19 protein-coding genes are annotated in these 23,146 nt (G+C 42.3%); 7 read left to right on the top strand and 12 right to left on the bottom strand.

Going from position 1 to position 23,146, the window contains the following annotated elements:
• Window positions 1-217: 217 nt before the first annotated feature.
• The 4 genes from F607_RS0109730 to F607_RS0109715 form a co-directional block, all read right to left on the bottom strand.
• Entirely contained in the window at window positions 218-1,348 is a 1,131-nt protein-coding gene (locus tag F607_RS0109730) for a beta-ketoacyl-ACP synthase III (RefSeq protein WP_027707939.1), read from the bottom strand.
• A gap of 59 nt (window positions 1,349-1,407) precedes the next feature.
• Window positions 1,408-5,331, bottom strand: a complete 3,924-nt coding sequence (gene hrpA, locus F607_RS0109725) for an ATP-dependent RNA helicase HrpA (RefSeq protein WP_230400384.1) — start codon at window positions 5,329-5,331, stop codon at window positions 1,408-1,410.
• A gap of 74 nt (window positions 5,332-5,405) precedes the next feature.
• Window positions 5,406-5,570 carry a hypothetical protein gene (locus tag F607_RS34015; protein WP_157365414.1) on the bottom strand — a complete coding sequence of 55 codons (165 nt, stop codon included), beginning with the start codon at window positions 5,568-5,570 and terminating at the stop codon, window positions 5,406-5,408.
• Window positions 5,571-5,907: 337 nt separating this feature from the next.
• Window positions 5,908-7,596 (bottom strand): AMP-binding protein, encoded by a 1,689-nt coding sequence (locus F607_RS0109715; RefSeq protein ID WP_027707937.1) that lies wholly within the window; start codon window positions 7,594-7,596, stop codon window positions 5,908-5,910.
• A gap of 423 nt (window positions 7,597-8,019) precedes the next feature.
• Between F607_RS0109715 and F607_RS0109705 the strand changes: the two genes are divergently transcribed.
• Both F607_RS0109705 and F607_RS0109700 read left to right on the top strand, forming a co-directional pair.
• Window positions 8,020-8,955 (top strand): alpha/beta hydrolase, encoded by a 936-nt coding sequence (locus F607_RS0109705; protein WP_027707936.1) that lies wholly within the window; start codon window positions 8,020-8,022, stop codon window positions 8,953-8,955.
• A 56-nt stretch (window positions 8,956-9,011) separates the two neighbouring features.
• A complete protein-coding gene (locus F607_RS0109700) occupies window positions 9,012-9,485 on the top strand; it encodes a MaoC family dehydratase (protein ID WP_027707935.1) in 474 nt (157 codons plus the stop codon).
• A gap of 7 nt (window positions 9,486-9,492) precedes the next feature.
• On the opposite strand, the gene F607_RS0109695 is transcribed toward F607_RS0109700, so the two are convergent.
• Together F607_RS0109695 and F607_RS0109690 are read right to left on the bottom strand one after the other, a co-directional pair.
• On the bottom strand, window positions 9,493-10,671 hold the full coding sequence (locus F607_RS0109695) for a vWA domain-containing protein (RefSeq protein ID WP_027707934.1): 1,179 nt from the start codon (window positions 10,669-10,671) through the stop codon (window positions 9,493-9,495).
• Between the two features lie 33 nt (window positions 10,672-10,704).
• Window positions 10,705-11,574 carry an AAA family ATPase gene (locus F607_RS0109690; protein ID WP_051311246.1) on the bottom strand — a complete coding sequence of 290 codons (870 nt, stop codon included), beginning with the start codon at window positions 11,572-11,574 and terminating at the stop codon, window positions 10,705-10,707.
• A gap of 332 nt (window positions 11,575-11,906) precedes the next feature.
• Between F607_RS0109690 and cysK the strand changes: the two genes are divergently transcribed.
• Entirely contained in the window at window positions 11,907-12,875 is a 969-nt protein-coding gene (gene cysK / locus F607_RS0109685) for a cysteine synthase A (protein WP_027707932.1), read from the top strand.
• A gap of 88 nt (window positions 12,876-12,963) precedes the next feature.
• Here cysK and F607_RS0109680 read toward each other — a convergent pair whose 3' ends face one another.
• From F607_RS0109680 to F607_RS32730, 4 genes are all read right to left on the bottom strand, one after another.
• The gene (locus F607_RS0109680; RefSeq protein WP_027707931.1) at window positions 12,964-13,734 is read right to left on the bottom strand and encodes a class II glutamine amidotransferase; all 771 of its coding nucleotides are present in this window, start codon (window positions 13,732-13,734) and stop codon (window positions 12,964-12,966) included.
• 210 nt (window positions 13,735-13,944) lie between these two features.
• Window positions 13,945-15,804: a VWA domain-containing protein gene (locus F607_RS32735; RefSeq protein ID WP_169719781.1), complete on the bottom strand. Its 1,860-nt coding sequence runs from the start codon at window positions 15,802-15,804 to the stop codon at window positions 13,945-13,947.
• A gap of 80 nt (window positions 15,805-15,884) precedes the next feature.
• Window positions 15,885-16,550 carry a YEATS-associated helix-containing protein gene (locus F607_RS0109670; protein ID WP_027707930.1) on the bottom strand — a complete coding sequence of 222 codons (666 nt, stop codon included), beginning with the start codon at window positions 16,548-16,550 and terminating at the stop codon, window positions 15,885-15,887.
• A 439-nt stretch (window positions 16,551-16,989) separates the two neighbouring features.
• Entirely contained in the window at window positions 16,990-17,424 is a 435-nt protein-coding gene (locus tag F607_RS32730; RefSeq protein WP_051311242.1) for a hypothetical protein, read from the bottom strand.
• Window positions 17,425-17,515: 91 nt separating this feature from the next.
• Between F607_RS32730 and F607_RS29005 the strand changes: the two genes are divergently transcribed.
• Entirely contained in the window at window positions 17,516-19,573 is a 2,058-nt protein-coding gene (locus F607_RS29005) for a S9 family peptidase (RefSeq protein WP_051311240.1), read from the top strand.
• A 133-nt stretch (window positions 19,574-19,706) separates the two neighbouring features.
• Here the strand turns inward: F607_RS29005 and F607_RS29000 are convergent, their stop codons facing one another.
• Complete coding sequence (locus F607_RS29000; RefSeq protein WP_051311238.1) at window positions 19,707-20,729, bottom strand: PA2778 family cysteine peptidase; 1,023 nt, start codon at window positions 20,727-20,729, stop codon at window positions 19,707-19,709.
• A 70-nt stretch (window positions 20,730-20,799) separates the two neighbouring features.
• Entirely contained in the window at window positions 20,800-21,201 is a 402-nt protein-coding gene (locus F607_RS0109650) for a PA2779 family protein (RefSeq protein WP_027707929.1), read from the bottom strand.
• Between the two features lie 428 nt (window positions 21,202-21,629).
• On the opposite strand from F607_RS0109650, the gene F607_RS0109645 reads away from it, so the two are divergent.
• The 3 genes from F607_RS0109645 to F607_RS0109635 form a co-directional block, all read left to right on the top strand.
• On the top strand, window positions 21,630-22,199 hold the full coding sequence (locus tag F607_RS0109645) for a hypothetical protein (RefSeq protein ID WP_027707928.1): 570 nt from the start codon (window positions 21,630-21,632) through the stop codon (window positions 22,197-22,199).
• 254 nt (window positions 22,200-22,453) lie between these two features.
• A complete protein-coding gene (locus F607_RS0109640; protein WP_027707927.1) occupies window positions 22,454-22,735 on the top strand; it encodes a hypothetical protein in 282 nt (93 codons plus the stop codon).
• Between the two features lie 210 nt (window positions 22,736-22,945).
• On the top strand, window positions 22,946-23,146 hold a 201-nt coding region (locus F607_RS0109635), incomplete at its 3' end, for a hypothetical protein (RefSeq protein ID WP_027707926.1).

Raw genomic sequence — 23,146 nt, 5'->3', positions numbered from 1 at the left:
GCAATTATTTACGGGTTATATACCGCTTAGAATCGTTTAATGCTCACAGATCAAAACTGAATATTATGTATGTAGTTTAACGAAAACAATCCACCAAAAATTGACACAAGTCAATTTCAGCTGAAGTAACCGGATACAGTGGTTGTTATTTCATAAAAAAAGGGATGTCTTGTTAAACTAACACCCCCTCACTGAAACAATCTAACCCAACAAAGAATCACGCAAGCTGTTTTACAATAATTGAGCCTGCTGAATAACCTGCACCAAAGGAACAAATTACTCCAATGTCTCCTTCAAGCAAATCTTGGCGATGTAGATGAAAGCAGATAATTGATCCCGCAGAGCTGGTATTTGCATATTCGTCCAGTATAACAGGCGCTTCATCATTAGCGGGTTCCCGACCTAAAATACGACGGGCAATCAGCTGATTCATGTTCAAATTAGCTTGGTGCAACCACAGACGGCGAATCTGTTGTGCATTAATATCAAGCTGTTGTAAATGGTCTACAACCAAGTTTGATACCATAGGACATACATCCTTAAATACTTTGCGTCCCTGCTGCATAAATAACTTATCAGCATTAGCACCTTTCACATCTGACTCAACACAACGATTCAAAAAGCCAAAATTATTGCGGATATTATTTGAAAACTGAGTTATTAAGCGCTCCCCCATTATCATCAGCGGGCGAGATGTAATTGCATCAGATCGATTTTCAAGCACCACAGCCGTACAGGCGTCACCAAAAATAAAGTGGCTATCCCGGTCTCTAAAATTTAAGTGAGCAGAGCAAATTTCCGGACTCACCACCAACATACACTTTGCCGAACCTGACCGAATTGCATTAACAGCCGCCTGAATACCAAAAGTGGCGGAGGAGCAAGCAACATTCATATCATATGCAAAACCCTGTGCACCAAGCGCTTGCTGAAGCTCAACAGCCATCGCCGGATAAGCACGCTGCATATTTGAACAAGCGATGATAACCCCATCAACCTCTTCAGCCTTTCGACCTGCATCAGCCAAAGCCTCATGAGCTGCCATCAATGCCATTTCTGCTTGAATAGACAACTCATCATCTGTCCGCTCAGGTAGCTTAGGATACATCCTGGTTATATCCAGTATTCCCGCTTTATCCAAAACATGTCGTCGTTTGATACCTGAAGCTTTAACTATAAAGTCAGCACTTGAAGTCTGAAGTGGCTCCATATCGCCCATTTCAATAGCCACACTGTGTCGTTCATTATAATGACTGACATAAGCATTAAATGATGCTACGAGTTCTTCATTTGTAATCACATCATCAGGGCTGTATAGCCCTGTTCCAGTTATGACAATCTCTGTCACTTTCGCCTCGCTTGTCGTTATTCTAGGGTTGGATATACATATCCAAAGGTCAGATAAGGTTATGGTTGTAGCACCAGTTCCCACTGCTTACGCAAACGCTTTGCTGATATCGGAACACTGGTTTTTAATGACTGGGCAAATAGGGATACGCGATACTCCTCTAAAAGCCAGCGATAAAGCTGAAGATGAGGGCATGCCAGGGAGGCGCCCTGCAATGCAGATACACGTTGCTGATAAGCTTCCCAAAGTTGAGTCAATTCTTCAGTATGAGCATTATCCCGAGGAATTTGCCCACCTAGCTTATCAAGCCGTTGTAATATGGCATCAAGATAGCGCGGATAATGTCTCAACCAACATAATGGAACGTCTCGTAGGCATCCTCTATACACTAATTGCTGCAGCTGAAACTTTATATCAGCAAGTGAGCGCGCGACTGCTAGCGAAATACGCCCTTTAAGCTGCTTATTAATAGCATGATAACGAGAAAAAACGTCAACCAATAACGCCGTTATCTCACTCACTAATGACGCTAAGTTCCCTCTCAGCTTTTCAATTAGTACTAGAAAATCAGCTTCATTACGGGGAGGCTCAATTTCCTCATCATGTAAAAGAGTATTGGCTGCCAGCCAAATAATATCTTCTTCTAATAAAGACTTGGGATAAACATTCACACCCCACAGCGCTACTTGTTTTAACTGTGGCATTTGTGTGCGCAAATACTTCAGCTGTTGCGAAGGCAGTGCTAACAGCGCCAGTCGGGTTACACCACGATGATGTTCTGCTTTGGCCTTGTCCTCAGTTGCAAACACTTTAAGTGCTACACTATTTTTTTCATCCACTAAAGCAGGATACCCACGAATCACCAACCCCTGCTGTTGCTGAGTAATTTCTTCAGGCAAATAATCAAAATTCCACTGGGTGATCCCATCCCTTTCTAATCCATGATCTGACAATTGCTTTAGTGATGCTTCAGCTACATCTGCAAACTGTTGGAGCAGTGCTTGCAAATCACGCCCCTGCCCCAAGCTTCTACCCTGTTCATCCACAACATGAATATTCATTTGCAAATGAGCAGCTAATTTGACCTGTTGCCATTCTTCCTCTGATACGCGTATTCCTGTCATTTTCCGCAACTGCTCCCCCAGCTTTTCAGTGAGGGGTGTATCATCAGGTGAAATCGCTTCCAATGCGGCATTCACAAAATCAGGCACAGGCACAAAGTTTTTACGGACAGCCTTCGGTAAGCCTCGAATTAATGCTGTACACTTTTCTTCAATTAATCCAGGAACCAACCATTGCAATCGGTTACGTGGTAACTGTGGTAAAGCCGCAACGGGCACTTGTAACGTCACTCCATCATCATCTGCTGTTGGATCAAAGTGATAACTCAACGGATAATGGACTCCCTGCCAAGCAAACTGGTCAGGGTATTGTTCCGCCGTAATATGCTCAGCCTCATGGCGCATTAAATATTCCTGAGTGAGCAACAAATAATCCGGGTCTTTTTTCTCCTGTGTTTTTCGCCATCGCTCAAAGCTTCTCGCATCAGCAATATGATGAGGAATACGTTCATCATAAAACTGATACAGCACTTCTTCGTCCACTAAAATATCACGTCGCCGGGCTTTAGCTTCCAAATTTTCAACCGCATCAATTTGTAGCTGGTTATACTCAAAGAAATCACCTTGAGTAGTAAAATTACCCTCAACCAAAGCACCTCGAATAAAAAGTTGACGAGCGACCACTGGATCAATTTTTCGATAATCTATTTTGCGACGAGGCACCACAATGAGGCCATAGAGAGTGACCTGCTCAAATGCAACCACTTGCCCACGCCGCTTTTCCCAGTGCGGCTCAAAATAATGCCTTTTTAATAAGTGCTCTGCCGTTTTTTCAACCCACTCTGGCTCGATTTTTCCTAAAATTCGTCCATAAAGCTTAGAGGTTTCAACCAACTCTGCAGACATCACCCATTTCGGTTGTCGTTTAAATAACGCGGACCCAGGAAATAAATAAAACTTTTTATTACGAGCGCCCTGGTACTCCCCCTGCTCCAATTTAGTACCAATATTTCCCAGTAACCCTGGTACTAACGCTTGGTGAACTGCTGCATACTCAGCGGGTTCCTGATTAATTTTTAATCCCAGTTGCCGACATGCCAACATTAATTGATGATGTAAGTCTCGCCACTCCCGCATACGTAAATACGACAAAAAGTGCTGCTTGCAATACTTACGCAACTGGTTTTGACTTAGCTCCTGACGCTGATTCTCATATGCATCCCATAACTGAACAAAACTTAAAAAGTCAGAGTCATCATGCTTAAACTGAGCATGCTGTTGATCAGCCGCCTGCTGCTTTTCAGTAGGACGCTCTCGAGGGTCTTGAATACTCAACGCACTGGCAATAATTAATACTTCACGCAATGCTTGAAGCCCAGCACCTGCAACCAGCATTCGTCCCATTCTGGGGTCAACAGGTAGTTGTGCCAACTGCCGGCCTAAAGGCGTCAATCGCTGCTGATGATCAATTGCCTGTAATTCCTGCAATAATTTGAGTCCATCGTTAATCAAGCGATTATCGGGAGGGTCTACAAATGGAAATGCCGTTATATCCCCAAGCCGCATTTGCAGCATTTTTAAAATGACCGAGGCGAGATTAGTACGCTGAATTTCCGGCTCTGTAAACTCTGGCCTTCCTAAAAAGTCTTCTTCACTGAATAAGCGAAAGCATACTCCTTCTACTACCCGCCCACATCGGCCTTTACGCTGGTTTGCACTGGCCTGAGAAACCGCCTCAATCGGAAGTCGCTGTACTTTTGAACGGTAGCTGTAACGGCTGACTCGTGCTGTTCCTGGATCAATAACATAACGAATGCCTGGCACGGTGATGGATGTTTCAGCGACATTGGTCGCTAACACAACCCTTCTACCTCGGTGCGGTTGAAAGACACGTTGTTGCTCAGCCGCCGTTAAACGAGCGTAGAGTGGCAGTACCTCTGTATCCCGAAAAGCTGCCTGTCGCAACGCTTTAGCGGTATCACGAATTTCTCGCTCACCACTCAAAAACACAAGCACGTCCCCCAGTCGAGGAACCTGACCTTGACGTTCTAACTGTTCAATTTCCCGCAAAGCACTGATAATGCCTTGCAGCTGTTTTTCATCCGTATCACGCTTATTATCACTGCTGTCTTCTTCATTATCTAAGAATGGACGATAATGAACAGTTACCGGATAAGCTCGACCTGATACCTCAATAATGGGTGCTTGATTAAAGTGTTGAGAAAAACGTTCCACATCTATGGTTGCTGAAGTAATTATCAGCTTTAACTCAGGACGTTTTGGTAATAACCACTTGAGATAGCCTAATAAAAAATCAATATTTAAACTGCGCTCATGGGCCTCATCAATAATTAATGTGTCGTACTGATTAAGAAAACGATCCTGTTGAATTTCGGCTAATAAAATACCATCTGTCATCAACTTGATATGGGTTTGATCGCTCACCTGATCAGTAAAACGTACCTGATAACCAACAGCATCCCCTAATTGTGTCTGTAACTCTTCAGCAATTCGCGAAGCAACAGAGCGGGCTGCCAAGCGGCGAGGTTGTGTATGACCTATCATACCCAAAATACCTTGCCCTGCTTCAAGGCAAATTTTGGGAAGCTGCGTTGTTTTTCCGGAACCGGTTTCACCTGCAACCACTATCACTTGGTGTTGCTTGAAAGCATCCAGAATCTCAGCTCTTTTTTGCGCAATGGGCAGCTGTTCATTATATGTTGGTTTAGGACTATTAGCCTTTCGTAACTGCACCAACGCTGTTGATTTAGCAACTTGATCTTGTATCGCAATTAATGCTTCATTAGGTATTTTTTTTCCGCGATAAGTCTTACGTAAATGGTTTAATCGTTTATTAAAACGAAAGCGATCTTTCAGCATCGCTTGTGAGATTTGTTCTTTAAGCACTGCAAATGTTATCACTGCTAATTACTGCCTTAACTTTCTATACCCTTCACGAATCATTTTTACGCACCTCACGGGCCATCAAAGCTGTTCTAATATGTTCCCGACACATTTGGGCCTGTTGTCAGCAGCGCTGTTAGATCAGTTAACATTGCTACCGTAAGTTTCAGATGAGTAAACTTGCCCTGGGGCTTCATCGCTTGACGACCTCCCAAATAAACCCCTTGTATTGGATATGCTGTATTTACTTTTTTCATAGTGTTTATTCCTTCTCCATCAATAAAGAGAAAAGGAGTGGGTAGGTAAATCGCTTGATTATAACTTTCTCACTAAATTTAAAATTCTTAGCTCACTACGGTATTGTGTTATCTGGCTCAATTTAAGTTTCTTGATAAAAAACGTCGTATTTAAAGGATAGCGTGGATAATAGGCGCAGAGAATAAACTATTTACACTATATTTTCACGTTAAATAAAAAACCTATCAATTACTCACTGCACACTATTTTAAAGGAAGGAACCATCAAATAAGCACAGAATATGAGAGCTGACGAACATAGCCAGCCCTTATTTTATTTTTAAACGATCAAAGTACGCTAACTCGCTTTTTTCAGTTTGCCTAACTCTTCATCTCGTAATTGTCTACGCAGAATTTTTCCGACATTAGTGGTGGGTAATTCTTCACGAAACTCAACAAGTCGGGGAATTTTATAACCAGTCACATGGTCCCGAAAAAACTGCACAATATCTTCTTTTCGTAATTGTGGGTTTTTTGATACCACAAACGCTTTTATCGCTTCTCCCGTTTTCTCACTAGGCACACCAATCACTGCGCACTGTGTCACATCTGGATGTTTAGCCAGCACATCCTCTAATTCATTGGGGTAAACATTAAAGCCCGAAACAACAATCATATCTTTTTTACGATCAACAATTTTTAAATAGCCTTCCGTTGTAAATGCAGCAATGTCTCCTGTTTTTAACCAGCCATCATCTGTAAGCGACTCCATTGTTGCTTCTGGACGCTGCCAATATCCCTTCATCACTTGTGGGCCACGAACCCAAAGTTCACCGGCTTCTCCTGGCTGATCGACTTCGCCATTATCTCCCATTAACTTAACTTCTGTGCTAGGTACTGGCACGCCAATAGTTCCAACCTTAGGCTGATGAATGGGATTCACACAAACAATAGGAGATGTTTCTGTCATGCCATAGCCTTCGCAAATAGTACTCCCAGTAATACTATGCCAACGCTGGGCTGTATCCAGCTGTAATGCCATACCACCTGACAGGGTCAAGCGCAGACCACTAAAGTCGAGTTGGCGAAAACGCTCATTATTCATTAACCCTACAAATAGTGTATTTAAGCCCACAAAGGCAGAAAACTTAATTGAAGACAACTCTTTTACAAAACGCGGCAAGTCTCTTGGATTAGTGATCAGCACGTTATGTTGTCCAGTAAACATGCCAACCATACAATGAAAGGTAAATGCATAAATATGATATAGCGGTAACGGAGCAATGATAGTTTCCTGAGCCACAGTCAAATCTTTCCCCATCATCGATTTAGCCTGTAACATATTGGCAATAATATTTCGATGGGTCAGCATTGCCCCTTTCGCGACCCCTGTCGTACCACCAGTGTACTGTAGAACAGCAACATCATCTGCTTGTACAGTTACCGGGCGAAGGGTGTAACGTGAACCATCAGACAATACTCTCCGAAAGGGAATCGCTTCGGGCAAGTTAAACGAAGGCACTAACTTTTTCACATGTTTAACGACCGTATTAATTAATGTTCGTTTAACAAGTGGAAGCATGTCACCTATTTGCGTCACAATCACATGCTTAACCGCTGTTTTTGGTACTACTTTCTCCGCCAGGCTTGCCATATTAGCCAGCACGACCAGCGCTTTAGCACCTGAGTCTTTAAACTGATGCTCCATTTCCCTTTCGGTATATAAGGGGTTGGTATTCACTACAATAAGCCCTGCACGCAATGCCCCAAAAACAGCGATGGGAAATTGAATTAAATTGGGCAGTTGAATCGCAATTCGATCACCTGGTTGTAAGTCCGTTTCATGCTGTAAAAATGCTGCAAATTGACCGCTAAGTTGATACAACTCGCCATAAGTAATCGTATACCCATAATTAGTAAACGCTGGTTTATCAGCAAATTGGCGACAACATGTATCCATTACTTCAAGAATTGACTGATATTTATCTACAGCAATAGTACGTGCCACACCTGCCGGGTAAAACTCGGCCCAATTGGGTTGGTTCATGCTGTGTAAACTCCTAAGTGCGCTATACCCATCACTTTGGGTATTTTTTCAGCTCTGACTGTTTTGATTATGTTTTTTTATGCTTATTGTAAGGGCAAGCATTGTTAGCTAACGTAAACCCTTTTCATTTTTATTATGCTTAGTGCATAGTATTTTCTCGCTATGATAAAGTAAACCCTTGGCCTGCTGGCACTAGTACCTTAATAAAGACAACACCTGCAGCGGGCTTATTAAAATGACTATGTTTCATAAAGATTAACCATATCCTAGTGACATAGCAGAATATGCACCATTTATTTCACTACAGTATCAACAGGTAATACCTGTTCGGTCATACTGCATATGCTGTCTAACAAGAAAATTTTTTCTTATATACCATTAGGCAGGCCAAATATTAGCAAGCACAAGGAGTTGTAATTGGTTATGGAAGCCCGCTTTACCACCCAAGCACAAGCTGATCAAACAGCACTTTATGGTCACCAGTGGCAGCCCGCTAAAGCCTCCGCTCAGCTCTTAATAATTCATGGCATGACTGAACATTCTCTGCGCTATCAAGCCTTCGCGCAGTTTCTAAATCAACAAGGTATAGGTGTGACAAGCTGGGATTTACGTGCTCACGGGCAAACAGGTAAGGCTACGCATAGCCTGGGCTCTGCTGAAACCAATCAGTGGTCTTTGATGCTTAAGGATATTCAGCAGCAGCTTGCTGAGATCAGTGCAAAATATCCAGAACAACCGCTATTTCTGATGGGGCATAGCATGGGGTCTTTTCTTTGCTTACACTTTTTGCAAGCCAATCATCCATTACTGGCAGGTTGTATTCTTTCTGGATCAAACTATCAGCCACCCTGGCTTTGCCATATAGCCAAAACATTTGCAGCACTTGAATGTAAACGCCAAGGACAAAATGCCAACAGTGCTTTTTTAGACTTTCTTTTCTTTGGCCGCTTTAACCGCTATTTTAAACCTAACCGAACAGATTTTGACTGGCTTTCTCGTGATACCCAACAAGTTGATCTTTATTGCCAAGATTCACTTTGTGGATTTAAAGTCAGCAATCAGTTTTGGTACAACATGCTTTCAGCCTTAGCAAGGCTGAGCACCCACAGCAGTTTTTGTAAACTGCCAACAACATTACCTTTTTATATTTTGGGTGGCGATCAAGATCCTTTGAGCTTACCTAATGGCTTGCATAAGTTGAGTCGTCAGCTAAGATCAGCAGGCATTCATGACGTAACCACGGCGATCTACCCTGGTGGTCGTCATGAAATGCTCAATGAAATTAATCAGCAAGAAGTCTGGCAAGCCCTTTATCAATGGTTGACACAGCATACTCAACCCCTTGCTAATGTTGCTTGATTATTAAATTAAATATTGCTGCTCAGCCAGCTCACAGTTAATTTTGATGAAAAAACATGACCACGCTTCAAAGTATTCCATTCAGTGACCTCACCATCGGTCAACAAGCCACCTTCAGTAAAACGCTGACAGAGCAAGATATAGTTCTTTTTGCTCATACCTCAGGAGATATCAACCCAGTCCATTTAGATAAAGATTACGCAGAAGCAACGCCGTTTAAACAATGTATCGCTCATGGTATGTGGTCTGCTGGACTCATATCTGCAGCCCTAGCTACTAAACTTCCGGGTCCAGGGAGTATTTACCTTGGTCAAAGTTTACGCTTTGTTCGTCCAGTATTTGTCGGTGACACCCTGACCGTAACACTCACCGTTAAAGAAAAACATGACCGAAAGCGGCGCGTTGTTTTGAGCTGTAGTGTTACTAATCAGGCTGGCAAAGAGGTAGTATCTGGCGAGGCAGAGGTCATGGCGCCAGAAACAGCTGCAATGCACCCATCCCCTTACCTGCCAGAGGTATCCTTAACGTAAATCACCTCTAACGTCGTAGGTATTTCATTGCCCCCTCTAACCCTTGCAATGTTAGAGGGTACATTTGCGCCTTCACTAACTGCTGAATCATGATAGTAGAAGGGGTATATGACCAGTTAGCTTCTGGATAAGGGTTCAGCCAAACAACCCTTGAATAAGTTTGCATAAAGCGTTGCATCCAAGAGGATCCAGGCTCTTCATTCCAGTGCTCAACACTGCCACCAGGATAACTAATCTCATAGGGTGACATTGTGGCATCCCCGACAAAAATCACCTTATAGTCTTCTCCATATCGGTGCAAAATATCCCAGGTTGGAATATGCTCACTTTGTCGCCGTAAATTATTCTGCCAAACAGACTCATAAATAAAATTATGAAAATAGTAAAGGACTAAGTGTTTAAACTCACTGCGTGCTGCAGTGAATAGCTCTTCACATACCTGAACATGAGCATCCATGGTGCCACCAATATCCATAAAAAGTAGCACTTTAACGGCATTGTGCCGCTCTGGTTGCATACGCACATCCAGCAAACCAGCATTCTTAGCTGTTGAGCTTATGGTATCTTCAAGATCTAACTGCTCTGAAGCACCTGTGCGAGCAAACTTACGCAAGTGTCGGAGTGCTAACTTAATATTGCGCGTCCCAATTTCTACATCACCATCCAAATTACGAAACTGGCGCTGATCCCAAACTTTCACCGCTCGCTGCTGGCGCGATTCATGCTGGCCAATCCTGATGCCTTCCGGATTATAGCCATAAGCCCCAAATGGTGATGTTCCTCCCGTACCAATCCAGCGATTTCCTCCCTGATGGCGTGACTGTTGTTCTTGTAAGCGCTTTTTGAATGTCTCAAGTAATTTTTCCAGTCCACCTAAAGCTTCTATTTGCTGCTTTTCCTCAGATGTAAGCTGTCGTATAAACTCTTTACGTAACCAGTCTTCAGGAATCAGTGTTGCTAGCACATCGTCCAGTGCCGCAATTCCGGTAAAAAACTGACTGAAAGCTTGATCATAGCGATCAAAAAAGCGCTCATCTTTAATCAAACAGGTTCTTGCTAAGTAATAAAAGTCATCCAAACTAGCAAACACCAGTTGTGTTTCCAGCGCTGTGAGTAAATCCAGTAATTCTCGAATTGAAACAGGAATTTGTGCTGACTTCAGTGTTAAAAAAAAGCGAACCAGCATAATTACCTCCCTACTATTAACGCTTAGTAACGCCTAACGCCGCCGTGCCATAAAGGCTAAACGCTCCAGCAAATGCAAATCCTGCTCATTTTTTACTAAAGCACCATACAGAGGAGGTACAGCTTTTGAGTTATCTTTTTCCCTCAATACAGATAGCGGAACTTCATCCGCCAACAGCAATTTAATCCAATCGATTAATTCTGACGTAGAAGTTTTTTTCTTTAACCCTGGGACATTACGAATATCAAAAAATATTTCCAAGGCTTCTTTAACCAGCTTGGGGGCAATATCTGGAAAGTGAACCGCAATAATATCGCGCATAGCGGCTTCATCAGGAAATTGAATATAGTGGAAAAAACAGCGCCGCAAAAAAGCATCCGGTAATTCTTTTTCATTATTACTGGTGATAATAACAATAGGCCGTTGCTTAGCTTTAATCAGTTGCTGGGTTTCATACACATAAAACTCCATGCGATCCAATTCCAGTAATAAATCGTTTGGAAACTCAATATCCGCTTTGTCAATTTCATCGATCAGTAATACCGTTTGCTGCTCATGGGTAAAAGCCTGCCATAGCTTACCTGGCACAATATAGTTACTGATATCATGCACTTTCTCATCCCCTAGCTGAGAATCCCTTAGCCGAGAAACCGCATCATATTCATAAAGTCCTTGCTGAGCTTTCGTCGTCGACTTGATATGCCATTGAATCAATGGCAGTCCCAGGTGCTTGGCTACCTGATCTGCAAGCAGGGTTTTTCCTGTACCAGGTTCACCTTTAATCAAAAGTGGACGAGCCAGCTTTATTGCCGCATTCACTGCCATTTTTAATTCAGGGCTTGCAATATACTCAGATGTGCTGGTAAAGGGTTGATAGGCATCATGTGACTTATTGACTGACATCGCTTGCTTCCTCCTTTTAGCTATTACCCTATTTTTGAAGGCATCTCAAAGCTTCAAGCCTGTAAGAGAGCTGACCACTACACAGGGGTATGAATCCAACTATGTTACACTGCAACTAACGGGTGATTACAAGCATATTCCGCAAAAATATTTTTCATAACCCTCAATTCCCGATAAGCTTATAACCAACAGAATTACTGTCGCGGGCTTATTCCTTTGTGCAATAGTCTTTATGCAACAGCGCAACACTGCGACTTAAAACATCATGCTATGTTATTTGTAAGTTTATTTTGTACTAGGTCCTGTAAAACAATCAGGCAAGGATATTACGTGTGAACATATATAGTGATAACTCGTTTTCAATTGGTAATACCCCGTTGGTGCGTCTACACAAACTGTCTCCTAAATACCATATTTATGGAAAAATTGAGGGACGCAACCCTGCCTACTCAGTCAAATGTCGTATTGGCGCCAGCATGATTTGGGCTGCCGAGCAAGAAGGTGTTTTAAAACCTGGCATGGAAATCATTGAGCCTACCAGTGGTAATACCGGCATCGCTCTCGCGTTTGTTGCTGCCGCAAGGGGCTATAGCCTCACATTAACAATGCCGGCCAGTATGAGCTTAGAGCGCCGAAAAGTGCTCGCGGCACTAGGTGCAAATCTTATCCTTACTGAACCTGCCAAAGGTATGAAAGTTGCCATCGCTAAAGCCGAAGAAATTGCCGCTTCTAACCCTGAGCATTACTTCATGCCACAGCAGTTTGAAAACCCCGCAAACCCGGCCATACATGAAAGTACCACAGGCCCTGAAATTTGGCGAGATACCGATGGTTTGGTTGATATTCTGGTATCAGGTGTTGGTACGGGTGGCACCATTACGGGCGTTTCTCGCTATATTAAAGAAACCCAGGGTAAGGCTATTCAAAGTATTGCCGTAGAACCTGAAGAATCACCCGTCATTACCCAAACCATCAATAACCAGGAGCTCGCTCCTGCACCACATAAAATACAAGGAATTGGTGCAGGCTTTGTCCCCAAAAACCTCGATTTAAACATGGTTGACCATGTGGTTCAGGTAAGCGCGGAAGACGCTATTCAGATGGCACATCGCCTAATGCGTGAGGAAGGTATTTTAGTTGGCATATCTTGTGGTGCAGCCATGGCCGCAGCACTCAAGGTTGCGAGCTGGGCAGGTAATGAAGATAAGCATATTGTTGTGATTCTGCCTGACTCTGGTGAGCGTTATCTTTCAACAGCTTTATTTGAGGGTGTTTTTACAGAAAAAGAGCTGATACCTTGATAACCTGCGCCTCACATAATTCAAAAAGTCACTGAAACATGGCCCAACTGACATATTATCTTAACGGTCAGTTGGGTCACTTCCCCGATTAACAGCAAATCAAACCATGGCGAAAAACACACATTTGGCCAGCCTGCATTTGATGCCACTGCTCATTTGCCGTTAAAGGTTCTGTGGCAATGACTGTCACAATATCATCAGGGGTCGTTTCATGCTTAAAATCGACTTCGACCTCAGCATCCTTTAATACCGCTCTATTAAAAGGTGCCTTTCGCGTAACCCAAAATAATTTTGTACTACAAAAGCAGTACAAGTACTTTGAGTCACTCATCAACAAGTTGAAAACGCCAAATTCCTTTATCGCAGTACATAGCTCATTTAGCTCTCGCCACAGTGTTTGAGGTCTACGAGGCTGCTTGGTAAAACGCCGGCGTATCTCACTTAACATCCAGCAAAAAGCAAACTCACTATCTGTGGTACCAATGGGTTGATAAAAGTCTAACGTCAATGCTTTCTTAATACCTGGCAACTGACCATTATGAGCAAAGGTCCACTGTCTACCCCATAGTTCGCGGGTGAATGGGTGGGTATTTTCTAAACAGACGCGCCCTGCATTTGCACGGCGAATATGACTAATGACAATGTGACTTTTGATGGGGTAGCCTTTAACCAAGCGCGCTATTTCAGAACCCACACTGGGCCTGGTATCGCGGAATTCTCGAACCGCACGCCCCTCATAAAAAGCGATACCCCAACCATCTTTATGTGGTCCTGTACCTCCACCTCGCTGCATTAAACCGGTAAAACTAAAACAAATATCCGTTGGCACATTCGCGCTCATCCCAAGGAGCTCGCACATATTCCTAACCTTACTCCTAAAAACTATTAGTCCTCATATACTCCTCATCACATTGTGGCGTAACTTCAGAAATGAAACTATGATGTTTTACTAATAAATACCACCTTTTCCTGGAAACGTGCACTAAGTGCCGTATTTTGAGTAAAGCGATGTATAAATATCAAGTCTCAGGTTTGGAGTCTGATGCGTTACCGTTTTCTTTACCCACATCTACTTTTTCTTATCACTCGCTTTATCAGCTCCACTTTCATCAGCATTGTCATCAAGCTTATCCAGAGGCATATCCAGGTCAATATCATCTTCTTCATTAAGATCTATATTACCAGCATCATCAACATCTTCTTTCGACGCAGCTGACTTATCATCCGTAGGAGGGGCATCAGAAAAAAACCTCCTATAAGCCCAATATAATCCCCCTGCTAATAAAATATTTCCAAGAATCAAGCCCCCATATAATAGCCAGCTACTGTCGCTTTCCTTTTCTTTTTCATCAACAGCTTCATCAGTTATCTTTTCTTCTGTAGTTGGCGTAGGCTGTTCTTCTTGCTCACTAACCCCAGGGTTAAAGTTTTCAGGAAATTTAAAAACCAGTGGTTCCAGCTTTACTGGAATGTCATTGCCATTATTATCTTTTGCATTTACGCCAAATGCCACACGATATATGCCATGTTGCTGTGGTGTAATTGATAAAAGCCAGCTTTTCTTATCTTCCTGCAGGGGAATAACTAGACTAGAAGGTTTACCAACAGGCGGTGCTATGGTTGCTTTGATGACCGTTGCTTCCGTATCCAAAAATAAACTCTGTGGTTTTACCAGAATAACATCTATTTCTTGGTCTTCTTTTGTTATACGTTCATGAGATACAACAAGTGGCTCTCGAACAGAAAGCGCCTTAGACACTTGCCGTAAAAATGTTTTGCCATCAGCTTTAATAGTTAAGGTATATTCACCGACAGCCCTCATTTCTGGAACCTTGAGTGTAAAAGCACCCTGATCATCTTGAGCCATTTTTGCCGTGTAAAAAGCCTCTTCAGCAACTGTATTTTCTTCCTGGCTAAGCGTTAATGTTAGCTTCATTATTTGAAATAATTCTTCGTTCACCAGTCGCTTTGTATTTTGTTCAAACCAAATTCGCGCTTCTGCTTGCTGTCCTTGAAATAAATTGCTTGGCACACCAGAAAACTTCATTTGTAAATTACTGACAATCGTTACTCGGTTATTGGGGTCTGTCTCTGCCTGCAGCTGCCACTCCCCTTCGTACGGTTGATCGACGGTAATCAAATCATAATGTGGTGTATTGAACCAGCGTAAGTCCTTAACTCTACTCCCTTGTTTATAGGTTTTACCATCAGGTGAAGACAACTGAACCACTTCATCCGATTTTTTTTTAAAAACCAGCAAGGTAAATTCTTCCACCTGGGAATCAATCAGAAAACGATTTGCCTGCAAAGGCACCTTAGGTGCCTGATCTGCTTGCTCCAACGCTTTTAAAAATAGTTTACTTAACTCCTCCGCTGAGTTTGCCGTTGAAGACAAGCCATCCGTATTAATCGCTAACTGTTGTAAGAGCTCATGATCAGCTTTATCTGAAAGGGCTATAGTGTGTATGACATAACCATTCTGCTTCAAGCGAGGGAGTTGACCATTTAAAATGTGTTGGCGGGCTTCAACATTTTTAATAGGGTCTTTTGCAACATCAACCATACCATCGGTTAATAAAATAATATGCCGGGCCATATCTCCTTGACGATGGCTATCAAACGTTGCGACCTCCAATGCCTTCCCTATATCTGTAAATAATCCTTTTGAACTAATTTGCTTACTATTATTAATGGCTTGTTCACGCCAGTTATTGTCAATTAAATCGTAAACCGCAAGTGCTTTAACTGATTGATCAAAAGTCCAAATACCCAACTTGCTATCATCAGGTAAAAGCCTTATCAACAAATTGACTGCTGGTTCTCTTAAATTTTTGGGATCATTGACTTTCATGCTACCAGAGGTGTCAATCAGCAGCCTAACATCAGCCTCCTTGGTATAGCCAATACCAATATACCCCAGAAACAACATGACCATAGTCCAAAAGCTCACCCCCCGTAATATTAAGTGAGCCTTGGAATATTTCACATTAACAATAAGCTTCATGGTATTTATTGTTGAAGTAATAAACGCCGTCCTCTTTCCGTAACAAACCAACGCTGCCCCACTTTACTGGTAATTTTTCCTGCTAGGCCCCGGCTTGCTAATACGTGCAATGTTTTTTCCAAGTTGACTTCATCTAGCTCGGCATCTCGACACAGCCCTGCTACCGATCGGAAGATATACTGACCGCTATTAAGTGTTTTAAGTACTTTACTTGCGGTCATGTCCAGCTCAAAATCTTCTGAAATAGGTCCTTCATTATCCCCTTGATGCTCCTGTTCTATTTCTAACTCAAGTAAAGGCACGACCTCTTCTTGCAAGCGACGAAACTCATGCTGAATAGACGTCACCTGTTGTTGTGCTAACCGTGCTTCCGCCAGCAAGCGCTCAGTATGAGATGTGCTGACAAATCGTGAGCAAATTGCAGCGATTAAACAAAAGCCAGTAAAAATTAATAAGCGAGATGGATCATTTTGACTGTCAATAACCAATGAGCTGGATAATAAATCCAACACCACAGGGACCAGAAAAGAAGCACCAATACCAAGAATGATACAGCGCAGTAAGTGAGTTAAATCATAACCTTGCCGCTGATACAAATAATAGTTGACCAGGCCCCCAAATATGCCTGCCATTAGCATTACAACGGCCAGCAATAAAATATGACTTTCCATATTACATCCCTATTGTTGTTTAATCTGGTCCATGGGAGTTCAGTTGAGGCTGTAGCTCACCTTGCTACTTTGTATAAAAACCAATAACTTACTAAGAACAATAATTTACTAAGAACAATAATTTACTAAGAAAGAGTAGCGTGTTTATTCCCTTTTTGCGTATTAATATCCAATCTCTATACCCATCATAAAGGGTATTCATCCCTAACACATCAACACGCCCTTCTCTTTCCAAACATAACACAGTTACTGATAACTAGCGATGCTTGGACAGCGTCGCTGTAGTACACAAGAGGTAATCAAAATGGGTAGGGATTCAGTTTATTAAGGTGAAAGGCACAGTCCAATGTGCCATATATTAATGTGCCATGTATTTTTGTACTTTACAGTGAGCTCTACAAGTAAAGTATGGGGCTGGTCAAAAGCGAGTAGTGTTTATTTATAACGTTGGTGTAATTCGCTCATCATCATTATTAGCTACCTGTTTTGTACGCTTTTTGGGACGAGACTCAGGTGCTACTTTGCCTTTAGGTTTCTTTTTAGGACGAACAGCCGGCGCAGGAATTAACACCAATGCTAAAACCCACAGTACAATCATTACTGCCAGAGCCGCGAGCAGTACATGACCTGCCCTCATGATAGCCTCTAAGCCAAGCGTTAAACCATCAAACCCAGCAATAAGAAAGGCGGGACCTAAATAATCCTGCTCAACATTGACATACCAAGGAGTAAACAGCAAAACTAATGCAAATCCTCGTAAAAACCAACGTAGCCATCGCCAACAGATACGCGTCATACGGTACCAGACCAAAAAACAGCCGGCCGCGCTGGCTAGGTAGATCATCCAAGCATATAAATAGTGGGTTGCATCCATAGTGTCAGTATCAACAAGCCAAACAACAAAAGCCCTATACTAGTTTAATCTCAAGAGTAAGTCAGCCTTTATGGCGGAACGGAGCCTGTAAGTGCAAACCAGACAACAGATTATTCCCCCCCAAGCTAAACGTGAAGATTATTTCCATACACACTCAACTGACCCCCGCTTTGACCCTTACCATTGGTTAAAACAAACGTCATTGCCTGAGACCCAAGCCTACCTGAATGCAGAAAACGATTATGCCGTCTTCCAAATGGCCGACAGCGAAGCATTACAAACGTTAATTTACCAGCAAAGCTTAGCGCGTATTGTTGAAAATGACCGCTCTGCTGCGTACACATGGGGCCCTTATCAATATTACAGTGAAAGCCGACAAGGCTCTGAATATGCCTTTTATTACCGACAGTATAAGCAACAGCCACCAGAATTATTACTAGACGGCAATCAAGTCGCCGCATCATATGACTACTGTGAAATTGGCGGTTTAGCGATCAGTCCTGATCACAAGTTCCTGGTATACAGTATTGATACTGCAGGTGATGAACAGTATCAGCTAATTATTAAAAATCTCTCAACCCAAGAAGAGATAACCCTGCCACACAGCCATACTTCAGGTGATGTTACTTGGACCATGGATGCCAAAGGGTTTTACTATACAACTCTTAATCACCTGCACCGTACTGACCAGCTGTTCTATCATAGTCTTGGTAGCAACATCGCTGATGATCCACTGCTGTTTACGGAAGATGATGAGCAGTTTTATGTCTCTGTTTATCGCAGCCAGTCAGATCAACTGATTTTTATTGAAACCTCTAGTCAGGAGTCAACTGAAGTCTTTTTTCTTCCCGCTGACAGTTTTCATAATTCCAAGCAGTTTAATCAGCAACTATGCTGTATTGCACCTCGTCAGCCTGATCATGAGTACTATGTTGATCACAATGGCCTACAACTTATTATTTTGACCAATGACCAACATGAAAATTATCGCCTCGTCAGAGCTGACTGCGAATCCCCCCAGCCAGCTCATTGGCAACCGCTTATTCCCCCTAAGGCGGATACTACCCTAGAAGATTACTTGGTTTTTCGCCACCACATTGCACTTCTATCTAGAACCAAAGATCTGCTTCAGCTCTCAATTTGGCATGATGACAAACTTATACCTGTAACCTTTACTGACCCTATTGCCCAAATTAGTTTTGGTGATAATGTGTGTGTTGATACACAACACCTGCGTATTCACTACGAAACATTTATACAGCCTGAACAAGTTTTGGATATTGATCTTAATACACTTCACAGAACGTGTATCAAAACCCAAGAGGTTAAAGGTGGTTACCATCCAGAGCACTACCGATGCCAGCGCGACTATATTACCACTGAAGATGGAGAGCAAATCCCTCTCACACTCATTGGTAAACAACAAACCTGGGAGCATCCTGCTCCCATACTTTTACAAGTTTATGGCGCTTATGGTCATAGTTTGGATCCAGAGTTTTCAATATCACGACTCAACCTGCTTGACCGGGTAATGTTAATCGGGTTTGCCCATGTACGTGGTGGTGGTGACTGTGGTGAACACTGGTATCGTCAAGGTAAGCAACAGCATAAATTAAATACATTTACAGACTTCATGCTATGTGTTGAGCATTTATTCAAGGCTCGTTATACCGACCCGCAACAGTTAATGATAGTTGGTCGTAGTGCCGGTGGCATGGTAATTGGCTATGCACTGAATAATGCCCCTCAATACTTCAAAGGCGCCATTATGGATGTGCCTTTTGTTGATTGCTTAAACACTATGCTAGATGAGTCTCTGCCACTCACTATTGCGGAATACGATGAGTGGGGAAATCCAGCCTCGCCAGAAGTTTATCAACGTATAAAGTCGTATGCCCCTTACGAAAATATTAAACCACAAGCTTATCCGGCCTTATTAGTACAAGCAGGATTTCATGACACACGCGTGCATATTTGGGAGCCTGCCAAATGGGTTGCAGCATTGCGCTACCATAATACGGGAGACCAACCGATTATTTTTAAAACCAGCTTTGCCGCGGGGCATGGAGGGGCTTCAGGCCGTTACGAAGCACTTCAAGAAATGGCTTTTGAACAAGCATTTATTTTAAAAACCTTACAGCTTGAATAGAAAGACATAACGCTAACACTCAGTAATAGGTGCCAGGTGTTGTATTTACTGGCACCTATTAACCTTCGCGAAGACTACAGACTCATAAGGCCCTAGCTAATGTGTGTTCCACCTTTTTGGTAGCCACTTTCAATTAATCAGGTAACACAGGGCACTGGGGAACGGCACATATTGTCTTCTTATTTTTGGTTAAAGTGTTTTTTGTCTTTGGCTGCTTGCCTTTAATCTGTAGTTCTTGCCACGAGCTTTGAATATTCGTGTCTTCTGGAGCGAGCGCATAGGCACAACGTACGGCTTTATAAGCCTGAACGGGACAGTTAAGCGCTTTCAAGGTATAGGCCAGGTTATTCCAGCCCTGACTATGACTAGGTTTAGTCGACACGAGCTGTTTAAAGTAACCTGCTGCTTGTGGGTATTTTTTTGCTGCAAACTGAAAGTTTCCCATGGCAAACAATGCAACTGGATGTTCAGGCCATGCTGTGAGGGCTGTTTGATAGGCCTGAGCAGCAGCCTGTTGCTGACCGACCTCTTCTAATTGCTGTGCTGCTCGTAAATAAGTGAGTGGCTGAGCAGACACAGGTAATTTATTTGGGGGTAAGATGACTCGTGCCCAGTATTGACCTCGCGCCCAAGTATTTGCAAAAGCCTCAAACGGCATCCGGTAGCGTTTTTCTGTTCCAGAGCGGAGAATTAATTCTCGCTGTTCTAAATCATATCCAACGACAACCGCAAAGTGCCATTGTGGATACCAGTCAAGCCCTAGATTAAGAAAGACTAATACTGGAAATCCTTGCTCTATCTCTCGTAATAAATCTTGAAAATCTCTCTTAACAGGATAAACAATCATGCCATACTGACGTGCAGTCGCGACCATTTCAATTTGAAAGCTGCCTTGTTTTTCAGGCACATAGACTTTAGCAACTAAATCATCAGGTGTGACAGGCACTTGCCAATAAGCTAGTACTGTCGCCAAGGCAGCAGGTCCACATTGAAACTCTTCTTGAGGGAAGAAAGGAACTTGACTCAACTCCATGGGCTGAAGACCTGTTTCATCCAGTGTATCCAGCTGATGAAGTACAGGGTTTGTGGTACAACCTGAAAGTACACTCAAATAAATAATGCCCAGCCAAAGCTGGGCATAACGTCTAAAACTCATATTCAACCAATGAAAAAATCTTCAACATTAGTATTACCCTGCAAAGAGGGTGTATTTCAAAAGGTAGCTTTTAGTTAATGCAACGTACAAATGAGAAGATATCGGTTGCACACAACATATCAGTAATCACGAACACTACAAGAAATAACACAACAACTTCAGCAACACCACTACCAGCCGGCATTTCTTCCATTTGAGCATTAAACTGCGCTAATTCACTTGGGGTTAGAGAGTCGATACGTTTTTCCACATCGGCTTCATCAACACCAAGGCTAGCAAGCTTATCTTTGACAGCTTGCTCAGCCAGCATTGCCTTTAATGCTTCTTTATCTACTTGATGCTGCTCTGTACTAATGACATTATCAGTAGCAACCATTGCAGCCTGAACTAAGCTAGCTTGAAAACCAAATATAACCAGCCAAACAGATAAAAGCAGTGCCACAACGCGTTTAATATGACGATAACTGAACATAACAGCTCCCAATAAAATATTTAAGTTCAATCTTTCTGAAGTCTAGAGAGGGCAATTAGTAGGGTCAAATCGGTTTATTCTTTCCGTGAGCGTTGTCATTCCTATAAACCTATCAAGCGCACAAAAAGGTGTTTACTGTTGTTTTTTTAATACTGATAGATCCAATAGGTCCAATAAGTACATCAATGTTTAAAAAAATCATCACTAAGGTTTAATACTGCAGCAGTGGTAGGAGTATGAGGCTTTGACTAAGCTGATACTGAGCTGATTTTCAGGTTATATATGGTGCACTTTCCAAGTAATAAGCTATTCATTTTGGAATGTGCTACCTACAGCAGTTGTTGTGGTGTATAGCTAATTACTTCACGAACAATCCTTTACCCAAATCACTCACCAGATAATTATTTCCATTTTCAAAGGATAATGAAATGGCCGTTCAAGCGCATTCAACAGAAGTGGTACTTTCTCCGACCAAAGTAATCGCAACTGAATTTGAGCTGGTTTTAGCACTTCAACATGGTAACCCCGTATTAACCATAACTGCTGAAGGGTATGCTGAGGGAATAACTGGCGCACATGTCGTTGCTGTTGACCTTAATTCTAAAATACCTGTATTTAAAGTGGTAGCTCATACAACAACCGCTATAGGTTACTTCCCCTATACTGCAAAAAACAGCTTTGAAGGTGTAAACCCAGATTTACAAGAAATTGCAATCCAAACATCTGTAGGTATTACTAAATATAAAGTAACACACTTACTTTCTAATAATGAAACACAAGCTGTTCCAGCATCGGTTAAAGCTTTAAATGAAAATCAGGTAGTTGGATACGCCCATAACCAAAGCAATCTTGATTTAGCTTTTAGCAATGCGGTAAACCAGCTTTATACTAAATTTGCAGGGCATATTTCGGCAAAAGTTGTTGACTCAGGTTTTATCGCTGCCGGTTCTCCCGTAGGTATTGCTTACACCTATGTTGTGGTTGAACAGCAGCAATAAAAGTTAGTATAAATAAAATTATATATCTGTAACGTATTTTTAGTGTACAAAAGATATATATTATATTTTTACATCATCAAGTATTTTAGCTAATTACTTGATGATATACCCAATACGAACGATTTTTAGAGTTTGTTGCACCCTAAAGGGCATCGTAATCATCGCTCTTGACGGCCGCGCCTAAAAATAATTCGCTGCGGGTATAGTATTCAGCGACTCACAACTTAATAATATTTTTCTTTAAGGAGAAAGAAATGGCTAATACCAACCAACTAGTTGGCGCATATGGACCTTTTTCATCGAATATTGATAAAGAAGCTCAGGTTGCTTTCAGCGAAGCTATGGAGCATTTCACTGGTGTGAAATATCAACCAGTAGCAGTCGCATCTCAAGTGGTTTCAGGTGTCAATTATGCGTTTTTCTGTAATGCAACACCCGTTTATCCTGGTGCCCCCACGGTCCCAGCAATGGTTACGATCTATAAGCCCCTAAATGAGCCAGCGTGCATTACTCATATTGAAAGACTGCCTTATTAATTAAAGCCATTTTAATATTTATGACGGTCTGTTAACAGGCTTTGGTTGCAGGGTATTTTTCCCTGTAACCAACTTCATTAAACTATTTTCTTCAAACTTATCTTTATAACAATACTGTGGACACTTTTTGGCTGAGAGCCGTAGGTTGTACCAAAGATAGAAACTGCGAGAATGCGGTTATCAACGTCGTATTGTCACAGGAATCTATCTTTGGAAAGCATAGTAAAAACGGTTTTACGCTCAATGTCCAACGTTAATAAACCTCAACGCACATTTATAGCCGCATTGTTGACGACATTAATCGTATTTCAAGGCAAGGCAACCTATAGAAATATGAACCGTTACAGTGATATGAGTGAAAAACGTTTTAGCCGTTGGTATAGCCGGGCATTTGATTTTGCCCTGTTTAAT

The organism is Zooshikella ganghwensis DSM 15267, from assembly GCF_000428585.1.
GTDB lineage: Bacteria > Pseudomonadota > Gammaproteobacteria > Pseudomonadales > Zooshikellaceae > Zooshikella > Zooshikella ganghwensis.
The sequence above is the reverse complement of the archived record's forward strand: the minus strand, read 5'-3'. Positions and strand labels throughout refer to the sequence as shown.